This window comes from Candidatus Methylomirabilota bacterium (assembly GCA_035936835.1).
Classification (GTDB): Bacteria; Methylomirabilota; Methylomirabilia; order Rokubacteriales; family CSP1-6; genus AR37.
Genome location: DASYVT010000113.1, coordinates 64,029 through 74,219, shown reverse-complemented (window position 1 = coordinate 74,219; position 10,191 = coordinate 64,029). Strand labels below are relative to the sequence as shown.

12 protein-coding genes are annotated in these 10,191 nt (G+C 70.8%); 6 read left to right on the top strand and 6 right to left on the bottom strand.

Going from position 1 to position 10,191, the window contains the following annotated elements:
- The 3 genes from VGV06_09170 to VGV06_09160 all read right to left on the bottom strand — a co-directional run.
- Positions 1-1,286, bottom strand: a 1,286-nt coding sequence (locus VGV06_09170; GenBank protein ID HEV2055329.1) for an ABC transporter substrate-binding protein, incomplete at its 3' end; no start/stop codon positions are given.
- 45 nt (positions 1,287-1,331) lie between these two features.
- On the bottom strand, positions 1,332-2,111 hold the full coding sequence (locus VGV06_09165; GenBank protein HEV2055328.1) for an SDR family NAD(P)-dependent oxidoreductase: 780 nt from the start codon (positions 2,109-2,111) through the stop codon (positions 1,332-1,334).
- A gap of 27 nt (positions 2,112-2,138) precedes the next feature.
- A complete protein-coding gene (locus tag VGV06_09160; protein ID HEV2055327.1) occupies positions 2,139-2,966 on the bottom strand; it encodes an LLM class flavin-dependent oxidoreductase in 828 nt (275 codons plus the stop codon).
- A 50-nt stretch (positions 2,967-3,016) separates the two neighbouring features.
- On the opposite strand from VGV06_09160, the gene VGV06_09155 reads away from it, so the two are divergent.
- From VGV06_09155 to VGV06_09130, 6 genes are all read left to right on the top strand, one after another.
- Entirely contained in the window at positions 3,017-3,850 is an 834-nt protein-coding gene (locus VGV06_09155; protein ID HEV2055326.1) for a methyltransferase domain-containing protein, read from the top strand.
- 40 nt (positions 3,851-3,890) lie between these two features.
- Positions 3,891-4,574, top strand: coding sequence for a nitrile hydratase subunit beta (nthB, locus tag VGV06_09150; protein ID HEV2055325.1), 684 nt, complete (start codon positions 3,891-3,893; stop codon positions 4,572-4,574).
- A 1-nt stretch (position 4,575) separates the two neighbouring features.
- Positions 4,576-5,223, top strand: coding sequence for a nitrile hydratase subunit alpha (locus tag VGV06_09145; protein HEV2055324.1), 648 nt, complete (start codon positions 4,576-4,578; stop codon positions 5,221-5,223).
- Positions 5,224-5,225: 2 nt separating this feature from the next.
- Positions 5,226-6,065, top strand: coding sequence for a nitrile hydratase accessory protein (locus VGV06_09140; GenBank protein ID HEV2055323.1), 840 nt, complete (start codon positions 5,226-5,228; stop codon positions 6,063-6,065).
- Positions 6,066-6,225: 160 nt separating this feature from the next.
- The gene (locus VGV06_09135; GenBank protein ID HEV2055322.1) at positions 6,226-6,747 is read left to right on the top strand and encodes an NYN domain-containing protein; all 522 of its coding nucleotides are present in this window, start codon (positions 6,226-6,228) and stop codon (positions 6,745-6,747) included.
- A gap of 10 nt (positions 6,748-6,757) precedes the next feature.
- Positions 6,758-7,006, top strand: a complete 249-nt coding sequence (locus VGV06_09130; protein ID HEV2055321.1) for a hypothetical protein — start codon at positions 6,758-6,760, stop codon at positions 7,004-7,006.
- Here VGV06_09130 and VGV06_09125 read toward each other — a convergent pair.
- The 3 genes from VGV06_09125 to VGV06_09115 form a co-directional block, all read right to left on the bottom strand.
- Positions 6,981-7,541, bottom strand: coding sequence for a cysteine dioxygenase family protein (locus VGV06_09125; protein HEV2055320.1), 561 nt, complete (start codon positions 7,539-7,541; stop codon positions 6,981-6,983). The two genes, VGV06_09130 and VGV06_09125, sit on opposite strands and share 26 nt — an antisense overlap.
- An 11-nt stretch (positions 7,542-7,552) precedes the next feature.
- Positions 7,553-8,332, bottom strand: coding sequence for a rhodanese-like domain-containing protein (locus VGV06_09120; GenBank protein ID HEV2055319.1), 780 nt, complete (start codon positions 8,330-8,332; stop codon positions 7,553-7,555).
- A gap of 170 nt (positions 8,333-8,502) precedes the next feature.
- A complete protein-coding gene (locus VGV06_09115; GenBank protein HEV2055318.1) occupies positions 8,503-10,173 on the bottom strand; it encodes a rhodanese-like domain-containing protein in 1,671 nt (556 codons plus the stop codon).
- Between the last annotated feature and the right edge of the window lie 18 nt (positions 10,174-10,191).

Here is a 10,191-nt window from a genome sequence, read left to right as displayed (position 1 = left end):
GCGTAAATGCCGTTCTTCGTGACATACGGCTCGAGCTTCGTCGCGGCATTGCCGAACGTGGCGCTGACGACGAGGATCACGCCGTGCAGCTTCTTCTCGCGCCAGGCCGAGAAGTAGGCGGCGCGCTCCATCGTGCGCTGGCGCGTGCGGATCCCGACGGCCTGGAAATATCCCTGGATGGCCTCGCCCATGGAGTTGTAGGGCGGGAAAGGATAGAAGTCGCCGCCGTCGAACCCGCTCGGGTACCCGGCCTCGGCGAGGAGCTTCTTGGCGCGCTCGGGATCGTAGGCAGGCGCTTCGAAGGTCAGCGCGTACTGGAAGATGCGCGGGACGAAATTGCCGGTGAGCCGCGAGAACCCGAGCGTCTCGGCCTTGTTCACCGCCTGGCGGTCTATGGCGTGGCTCGCGGCCAGCCGCACGCGCCGGTCCGCCCACGGCGACTTGGGATCCCACTGGTCCGGCAGCTCGAGCCAGAAGGCTCCTGAGAGCAGCGGCGCCACGACCTTGAAGCCGGGAGCCTTCTGCACCGCCTCGGCCGTCGGGCCCGTGAGGAGATAGACGAGGTCCACCTCGCCGTTTCTCAACGCCGCGGCCCGCGTCGACTCCTCCGGCAGCGAACGCATGACGAGCCGTTTCACCGAGGGCGCCTTGCGCCAGTACCCGTCGAAAGCCTCGAGCACGAGCTCTACGCCGGGCTTGAACGAGATGACCTTATAGGGCCCGGCGCCGACGGGCGCCGCCTTGAAGCCGTCCTCGCCGACTTTCTCCACGTACTTCTTGGGGACGATCCACGCCGCGCCCGAGGCTGTCGTGCCGTAGAAGGTCATGAAGTCGGGCCAGGGCTCCTTGAGGACGAAGCGCACCTGGGTAGGCGAGAGCGCTTGCACCTCCTTGACCTTGTCCTTGAGGAGGGTGGCAGAGGCGCCCTTGTAGCGCTCGAAGGAGAACTTGACGTCTTCCGCGGTGACGGGCTCGCCGTTGTGGAAGCGCGCGTTCTTCCTGAGCGTGAACGTATAGCTCAAGTGGTCCTTGGATTCCGTCCACGACTCCGCCAGGCTCGGCGTGCTGACCCCCGCCGGCATCGGCTTCACCAGGGCGTCGTGCACCGCGTAGAGCACCATGAACGGGGTGTTGAACGCCTCTGTCTCCGCGGGATCGAGCCACTTGGGCGCCAGCGTCACGTGCAGTCCCCAGCGCATCTCGCCCTCCGCGGCGGCGGCGACGGCGGGCGTGGCGAGAAGCAGGGCCAAAACCAGGACGAGTCGGCGCGCGTGGAAGGGTCTCATGGCGAGACCCTAGGCCCGGGAGCGCGAAAGGTCAAGCCCCGGGCCCTAGAAAATAGCGTAGCCGCCGTCGATCACGAAGGTGTCGCCGGTGTGGTAGCGGCTGGCGTCGCTGGCAAGATAGACGGCGACGCCGCCGAAGTCGTCACCGACGCCCCAGCGCCGCAGCGGCACGCGCGGCAGGACTTTACCCGTGAACGCCTCGCCGTGGAGCGCCGCTTCCGTCATCGGCGTGTCGATCCAGCCCGGCACGATGGTGTTGGCGCGGATCTGGTGCCGCGCCAGCTCCACCGCCATGGACCGCGTCATGGCCATGAGCGCGCCCTTGGTGGCGGAGTAGTGCTCGCTGCGCGCCGCACCCATGACGGCCGCCAGGCTCGCCGTCGAGACGAGGGAGCCGCCGCCGCCGCGCTCGACCATGTGCCGCGCGGCCGCGCGGAGGCTCCAGAAGGCGCCGTCCAGGTTCACGCTCATCACCCGCCGCCACTCGGCCGTGGACATCTGGGTGAAGCCGCCGGACGCGCCGCCGCGCCCGCTGACGCCCGCGTTGGCGAAGAAGGCGTCCACTCGGCCCAGGGCCTTGACCGTCTCGGCGAAACAGCGGTCCACCGCGCCCTCGTCGCTGACGTCGCAGCGGATCGCCAGCGCCTTGCCGCCGTGCGCCTGGAGCCGCTTGAGCGCCGCCGCGTTCTTGCCCTCGTTGGTGCCCCAGATGCAGACGGCGGCGCCCGCCTGCGCCATCGCCTCGGCCATACCGAGCCCGATACCGCTGTTGCCGCCCGTGACGAGCGCTACCTTGCCGTTGAGATCCAATGCCTTGTACGCCATGGAGGTCCTTTCGCTGTGAGAGCGCGCTCAGCCCGCGAGGAGGCGGGAGGCGGCGCGGATCTGGGAAGGATCATAGGGCGGCTCCGTTAAAAGGATGACGCGGTCGACGCCCACGCGCGCGAGGGCGGCGCGGTTCTCGGAATCGGCGCGGAGCCAGGCGGGTGCCCAGCCCGCGAAGACGCTCAGGCTGAAGCGCGCGGGGTCGCGCCCCGCCGCCTTGTGCTCGCTGCGCGCGATCTGCGCCAGCTCCGCGAGCCGCGGGTGGCGCGCCTGCGTGTTGAAGCCGTCGCCGTGCTTCCCGGCGATGGCCGCCATGCGCGGCCCGAAGCCGCCGATGACGATGGGCGGCGCGGGATCGGCCCGCAGATAGCCCTCGGGCTTGTCGAGGCGATAGTGCGCGCCGGCGAAGCTCGCGCGATCACCCGACCAGAGGCGGCGGAGGATCTGCGCGGCCTCGGCCACGCGCTGGGCCCGCACGGCGTCTGGCTCGACCGAGAGGCCGAGCGCCTCCTGCTCCCGCGCATAGGGCGTGGCCTTGCTCCCTCCGGCGCCGAGTCCCAGGATGAGACGCCCGCCCGACACCTGCTGGATCGTGGCCGCCATGTTCGCGAGGAGCCCCGGGTGGCGGCTCGAGACGTTGAGCACGAGCGGCCCGAGTACCAAGCGCTTGGTCACCTCGGCGAGCGCGGCGAGAGTGGTCAGGCACTCCGGCACGCCCGCGGGGTCGCCGTCGGGGTCGCGCAGGTGGTCCCAGGTCCAGATGCCGTCGAAGCCCGCCTCGTCGGCGGCCACGGCCGCGGCGCGGACCTCGGCCCAGCGCGCGCCCATGGGAATGAGGAGCAGGTCGGTCTTCACCGCCGGGAGTATATCCCGCCTCGAACTTGCTAGACTACCTGCGGTTAGTCATGACCCAGTATGGACGGCAGAGCCAATGGCGAGACACTGCTGGCCTCGACCCGACCAAGGCGCGCGAGCTTGCCGGCCGGCTCGAGCTCCGCGCCAAGGCCCAGGACGAGATCGAGGCGCGGGCGGCCTACCTCGACCTGCTCGGCGTGACGGCGGGCGAGCGCGTGCTCGACGTCGGCTGCGGCAGCGGCGTCGTCACGCGCGACATCGCTCGACGCGTCGGCCCGGCCGGGCGCGCGGTCGGCGTGGACCAGAGCCCGCAGTTCCTCGCTATGGCGCGCGAGCTCGCGGAGGGGGCGGGGCTCGGCGGCCGCGTAGAATTCCTCGAGGGCAGCGCGCTCAGCCTCCCCTTCCCCGTCGGCGCCTTCGACGTCGCGGTCGCCGTCACGGTGCTCTCGCACACTCCCGGCGGCGAGAGTGCCATTCCCGAGATGGCGCGCGTGGTGTGCCCGGGCGGGCGCGTGGGAGTCTTCGATCTCGACACTGACATGACGTCGATCACACATTCGGACCGCGCGCTCACGCGCCGGATCGTTGCCGCCGCCTCGGACGCCACCGCCGTGGACGGCTGGCTCGCGCGGCGACTGCCGCTGCTCTTCGCGCGCGCCGGGCTCCAGGACGTGCGGGTGCGCGGCTTCTTCCCGCTCGAGACCGATCCGCGTGGCTTCTACGGCGGGCTGGCCGAGCGTGCCGCCGACACGGCTCTCACGGCCGGGGCCATCACGGAAGCCGAGCGCCGCAGCTGGCTGGATGCGCTCCACGCCGAGCAGGCGCGCGGGCCGGTCATCGCCGGCAGGCTCCACATCTTCACCTGGGGCCGCAAGCCGGCTTGACAGCCCTGCCGCGCCGCGGGATCATCCGCGCACACCCATCATGAACGGCGTCCACGACCTCGGCGGCAAGCATGGTTTCGGCCCCATCGAACGCGAGCCGAACGAGCCCGCCTTCCACGCGGATTGGGAAAAGGCCGTGCTCGTGATGAACCTGGTCGGCATGGTCAAGCGAATCTACAATATCGACGAGTTCCGTCACGCCATCGAGCGCATGGGACAGGCGCGCTACCTCGACACGAGCTACTACGAGCACTGGCTCGCCTCGGTCGAAACCCTGCTGATCGAGAAGGGCGTCATCGGCCGCGACGAGCTCGACGCGCGGACCAAGCACTTCGAGCGGAACCTGAACGCCCCGCTGCCGGATCGCAAGGACCCGGAGCTTCTCGCCACGGTGATGAACGTGGTACGCAAGGGCATGGCCGAGAAGAGCGAGCCCAATCCCACGCCGCGCTTCAAGCCGGGCGATGCCGTCGTCACGCGCAATTGGCAGCCGGCCGGCCACACGCGCTTGCCGGGCTATGCTCGCGGGCACTGTGGGCGCATCCACACGATCCACGGCGTCTACATACTGCCGGACGCCCATGCGCACGGGCGCGGCCGCTGCCCCGAGCCGCTCTACAGCGTGCGTTTCGAGTCGGGCGAGCTGTGGGGAGACGCCGCGGAGCCGAAGGAGCGCGTGTACATCGATCTCTGGGAAAGTTATCTCCAGCCGCTGGAGGCCTGAGATGGGCAGCCATCATACCGAGCCCGAGCCCTGGGTGGTCCATCGCGTGCGCGCGATCGAGTCGCTCCTGATCGAGAAGGGCCTGCTGTCCACCGAGGTGGTGGACACGGTCGTGCAGACCTACGAGAAGGACGTCGGGCCGATGAACGGCGCCAGGGTCGTCGCCCGCGCCTGGGTCGATCCGGCGTACAAGCAACGGCTCCTCACCGACGGCACGGCGGCCATCGCGGAGCTGGGCTTCACCGGGCGCGGCGGCGGGGACAAGTTGGTCGTCCACGAGAACACGCCCGTCGTCCACAACATGCCCCCCGGTCACAACATGCCCGCCGTTCACAACTTGGTCGTCTGCACGCTCTGCTCCTGCTACCCGTGGATCGTGCTCGGACTCCCGCCCGTCTGGTACAAGTCGCCCGCCTATCGCTCGCGGGCCGTCCTCGAGCCGCGCAAGATTCTGGTCGAGTTCGGCGTCGAGCTGCCGCCCGACACCGAGATCCGCGTCTGGGATTCGAGCGCCGAGATCCGCTACATGGTGCTGCCGCTGCGCCCCGAAGGCACCGAGGGGCTCTCGGATGCCGAGCTGGCGGCGCTCGTCACCCGCGATGCCATGATCGGCGTGGCGCTCTGCCAGGCTCCCGCGGCGGCCCGGTAGCCGTGCGCAATATCGTCTCGCGTCCGGACGGCCGACGCATTCACGTGGCGCGCATGCTCGGGCAGCTCTTCGTCTGCGCCGACGCCTGCTGCTGCGGGCGCGTCCAGGACGGCTACGCGCCCGTGCCGCGCGACCTCTACCATACCGAATGGGAGCGGCGCAGCCTGCGCAACCGCGTGCATCTCACCATCGGCGGCTGCCTCGGCCCCTGCGCGCTGGCCAATGTGGCGATGCTGCTCTTCGACGGGCGGCAGGCCTGGTTCCACTCGATCGCGACGGACGCGCAGGTCGTGGCGCTCTACGACTGGATCGAGGGATTGGTCCGCGCGGAGGAGTGGTCGCCGCCGCCGCCGGCCCTTGCGGCCTACCAGTTCACCGCATCCACGTGGGAAGAGCGGCCCGACGGCCAACCCGTGGCCGACTTACACCTCCGCCAGGGCGCGCCGCAGCCGAAGGCCTGCCGCGTCCCGCCGCCCGCGGGCCTCCCGCCCGCGGCGCTCCATGACAATGCCGCGTCGGACAGGCTTCTCGCCAACATGGACGGGCCCGCGGCCGTGCCGCGCAAGAACGGCGAGCTGGTCTTCGAGGAGCCGTGGGAAGGGCGCGTCTTCGGCATGGCCGTCGCGCTCCACGATCACCGTCTCTACGGCTGGGGGGAGTTCCAGCGCCAGTTGATCGCCCAGATCGCCCAGGCCGAGGCGCGCGGCGAGGAGTCGCGCTACTACGAGCGCTGGCTCGCCTCCTTCGAGCGGCTGCTCGCGGACAAGGGCCTCGTCACGCCCGAAGAGCTCGAGGATCGCACCGAGGCCTTCGAGTTCGGCGAGCGCGACGAGGTCTATTGACGCGGGTGTATCCGGCTCAGGACATTGGCTTGACAGGGAGGGCGTGGTAGCGGTTAGATGTGAATGCAGCTGCGAATTACCCCCCCACATGTCCCGGTTATCCGCGACGGTGGGTCAGTATCCCGGCGCCCCCCCGGGACGCCGGGTCTTTCTCTGACCCATGCCGGTTCGCGTCGCGGTGTTTATCGACGGAGCTAACGTCTACCGGGCGTTCAAGACCGTCTTTGGCTGGACTCGATACTCTCCCCTGCAGCTCGCCGCTGGGCTGGCTGCGGGACGACACGTTGTGAGGACGGCCTTCTACATCGCCGCTGTTCCACAGGAGATGGGCGCCGATGTATACGCAGACCAGCAACGGTTCCTCCGGCGCCTCAGGCAGCAGCAGGAACTCGTAGTGTGGACGGGACGGATGGCCCAGGCTGACGGCGTGTGGCACGAAAAAGGCCTGGACGTCAAGATCGCCACCGACATGGTTTCTCTGGCGTACCGCGATCTCTACGACGCGGCCATCCTGGTCAGCGGCGATGGGGATCTCGCGCCGGCCGTGCAGGAGATCAGGCGGACCGGCCGCGTCGTGGAAAATGCCATTCCACGAACCCGGCGTTCGTGGCATCTTGTCCGCGAAAGCTCCCGATACATCCCAATCGACCGGGAGCTCTTCGACCGCTGCAGGCTTCCATAAGGAGACCGCCATGGCCTCGGCCAGGTCCGCGGCGACGCGCCCCGCCGGCTGTCGCGCCTCCTGCTCGGCCCGGCGCGGCTCCTCGATCCTCGCGGCGGCGCGGACCTCGGGCATGGCGCCGCGCAGGTGGAGCACGCGCGGGGGCCGCGTGCACCGCCTCGAAGCCTGGATCGGCGTCGATCGCTCGCCCGAGCGCCTCTTCGGCGCCGGCGTCCGCGCTCGGGGAGAGTCCGTCAGCAATTCATGTACTTGGAGCTGACGAGGGACTTGACCGTGCCGTCCCTGTCGAAGGTGTGGCGCTGGAGCCCCGCGAGGTCTTTGCCGTAGACGTGGATCTCGACCGTATCCCGCTTGGTCGGGTTGTACATGGCGTGGATCTCGTCGTGGGGCGGAACGAGCGTGGAGACCGCGCCGGCCTTGTGGTGGAAGACTTCCTTGACCTTGAGGGTGATCTTGCCGCCGAGGTCGCGTGTGCCGGCTGACGTGTAGCGCGTCTCCTGTATCTCGTTCTCCACGACGCCGACCAGCCCCCAGGTCTCGTGGTCGTGGGATCCCGCCTCGTCGCCCGGGCGCCAGATCACGGACGTGACGTTGAAGCGCGGGGCGCGGTGGAGCAGGTAGCGGCCGCGCTGCCCCGCGGGCGCCGTGCGGTACTCGGCCGGGAGGGCGTCGGGGTTCAGACACAGTCGCTTCAGGAGCGGCGCCGCCTTCGCCGTGATCACCGCCGGATCGCCTTCCGCGGCGGTGATGGCGTCGAGGTGGTCCACGAACTGCTTGAGCGTATACGCCGTCATAACAAAGCCTCCTAGGGTTCGACGGGGGTGTCGGAGCGGCCGGCCCACTCTGTCCACGAGCCGTCATACACCGCGACCTTTTTGTGGCCGATGAGATGCAGTCCAAGCGCCAGCACCGAGGCCGTGATGCCCGAGCCGCACGTCGTCGCGACGGGCTTGCCCAGATCCACGGCGGCTGCGGCGAAAGCCTGGCGGAGCCCGTCGGGCGGCAGGAGCGTGGCGTCGGGGCGGTAGAGCATGTCGTACGGCAGGTTCAGGCTGCCCGGAATGTGGCCGCCGCGCAGTCCCGCGCGCGGCTCGGGCTCGGTGCCGGCGAAGCGGCCGCGCGATCTGGCGTCAAGCGTCTGCTCGCGGCGGCTTTCCATGTTGCGCCGCATCTGCCCGAGGTCGCGCACGAGCGCAAGCCTGCGCCGCGCGGTAAATCGCCGCGGCGCAGGCGTCGCGGGGCCCGACTCGACGGGCCGCCCTTCTGCCCGCCACTTGCGCAGGCCCCCGTCGAGCACGGCAACCCGGTCATGGCCGAAGGCGCGGAAGGTCCACCAGACTCGCGCGGCGCTGACCACTCCCCGCGCGTCGTAGACCACCACCAGGTCGGCGTTCGAGATGCCGAGCGCGCCCACCTGGCGGGCAAACTGGGCCGCGCCCGGCAGCATGTGGGGAAGCAGGCTCGCGCGGTCGGCGATGCCGTCGATGTCGAAGAAGGCCGCGCCCGGGATGTGCGCGTCCTCGAACTCGCGCCGGGGATCGCGCTGGAGCTGGGGCATGTGCCACGTCCCGTCCAGGACGCGCACGCGCGGGCCAGCCGCGCCCCCGCGAGGCTCAGCCGCGCCCCCGCGAGGCTCTAACAGGTGGGCGGCCAGCCACTCGGTGCTGACGAGGGCGCCGGGCGCCTTGAGCCGCACCGGCTTCGCGCGCGCCGGCCGGCGCTTCGCGGAGCGCGCGGGGCGCTTCGCCTTCCGGGCTACTTTGACCGCGCGGCGTCGAGGGCGGCGGGGTCGAGATCGACTTCCCATTTCAGATACGCCTCCATGGCTTCGCGGCCCTTCTCGTAGGGCTTGAGCACGACGTCGTCGGTCTCGTCGAGGAGCAGGGTCTTGCCCGTCTCGAGCGCCAGCCCCTTGCGCTCCCAGGCCTGGGTGCCGCCCTCGAGCACGCGGACCGACGCATACCCGAGCCGCGCGAGCGCGGCGGCGGCAAGCGTCGAGTGGCGCCCGTCGCGGCACGTGAGGACGAGCGCCTGCGCGCGGTCGGACAGCGCCTGGGGCGCCTTCCATTCGAGGCGGCTCCGGCAGAGCCACGCCGCGCCCGGCACGTGGCCGCGCGCATACACGTCGCTCTGGTCCACGCTCAGGACCATTGGAGCCTTCGCGGGGGCGGGGGGAGCCTTCGCGGGGGCGGGGAGAGCCTTCGCGGGAGCGGGGAGAGCCTTCGCGGGAGCGGGTGGCGCCTGCGCGCCGCCGAGAGCGGCCAAGAGCTCGACGGGGCCGAGCGTGCCGACGGCGGCTCGCGCTGCAACATAACCCCAGGGCTCGGGATCCGGGTGGCCGGTTTCGACAGCGCCGCCGCCCGCCTTCCACGCGGGCAGGCCGCCCGCCAGGACGGAGACCTCGGGCATCCCCATGCGCTTGAGCCACGCGGCGGTCATGGTCGACCGCCCCGCGCCGTCGCAGACCAGCACCACCCGCGCGGCGCGGACGGCGATGTACTCATCGGTCGCCTGGACGGCCTGGCCGCCGGGCGCCCAGGTGGCGCCCGCCACGTGACCCTCCTCGTACTCCTCGCGCGTGCGCACGTCGAGGAGCGCCACGTTCTCCTCGGCGCGACGGGCCCAGAGCGCTTCGAGCGCGGCCGGCGCGATCGAGGCGATGCCGTCGTCCTTCGCGATCAGCAAAGCCGCGGCCGCCGCGCGCTTCCGGCTCGCCTCGGAAACCTCCGCCACGCGGCGGTCGGCGCCGCGCTCGAGGGTCAGCCCGGCCAGCTCCCAGCCCATTGTGCCGTTCTCGAGCGCGACGATGGGATTGGGCAGCCCCATACGGCGAAGCGACTCGGCGCCGATGTAGCTCCGCGTCCGGCCGCCGCAGTGGACAACGATGGTCGTCTTGGGGCTCTTCGCCAGCTCGCCGATCCGCAGCATGAGCTCGCCCCCCGGCATGCTCCAGGCCCCGGGGATGCAGCCGCGCGCGTATTCTTCGGGCGTCCGCGAGTCCACGATGACCATGTCGCGGCCGCCGTCGATCCACGCCTGGAGCTCATGCGGCGGGATCTGCGGCGTGCGCAGCGTGTGGAGCGCCCACTCGCCGAAGGCCTTGCTCGGCACGTTGATGCCGGTGATCGTCCCGCGCCCCTCGCGGCGCCACGCCTCGAGGCCGCCGTCGAGCACCCGCACGTCGGTGAAGCCCATGGCGCGCACCGCGGGCAACGCCAGGGCCGCGAGCCGCCCGTCCGCATCGCAGAGAACTATCGGAGTGCGCTTGGCCGTCACCAGCTGGAACAGCCGGAACTCGAGGAGGCAGCGCGGCAAATTGGTGGCCCGGAAGATATGGCCGCCCGCGTACGCGGCCCGCTCGCGCAGGTCGAGGACCGCGTGCGGGCTCGGGCCCGCCATCAGCGAGGAGAGCTCGGCCCCTGTCACGGCTTTGCCGCAGTCGGC

Excerpts from the sequence above, each read along its gene's own strand:
- VGV06_09155 (HEV2055326.1), top strand. The coding sequence starts at position 3,017 with ATGACCCAGTATGGACGGCAGAGCCAATGGCGAGACACTGCTGGCCTC.
- VGV06_09130 (HEV2055321.1), top strand. The coding sequence starts at position 6,758 with ATGGCCTCGGCCAGGTCCGCGGCGACGCGCCCCGCCGGCTGTCGCGCC.
- VGV06_09145 (HEV2055324.1), top strand. The coding sequence starts at position 4,576 with ATGGGCAGCCATCATACCGAGCCCGAGCCCTGGGTGGTCCATCGCGTG.
- nthB (HEV2055325.1), top strand. The coding sequence starts at position 3,891 with ATGAACGGCGTCCACGACCTCGGCGGCAAGCATGGTTTCGGCCCCATC.
- VGV06_09125 (HEV2055320.1), bottom strand. The coding sequence starts at position 7,541 with ATGACGGCGTATACGCTCAAGCAGTTCGTGGACCACCTCGACGCCATC.
- VGV06_09165 (HEV2055328.1), bottom strand. The coding sequence starts at position 2,111 with ATGGCGTACAAGGCATTGGATCTCAACGGCAAGGTAGCGCTCGTCACG.
- VGV06_09135 (HEV2055322.1), top strand. The coding sequence starts at position 6,226 with ATGCCGGTTCGCGTCGCGGTGTTTATCGACGGAGCTAACGTCTACCGG.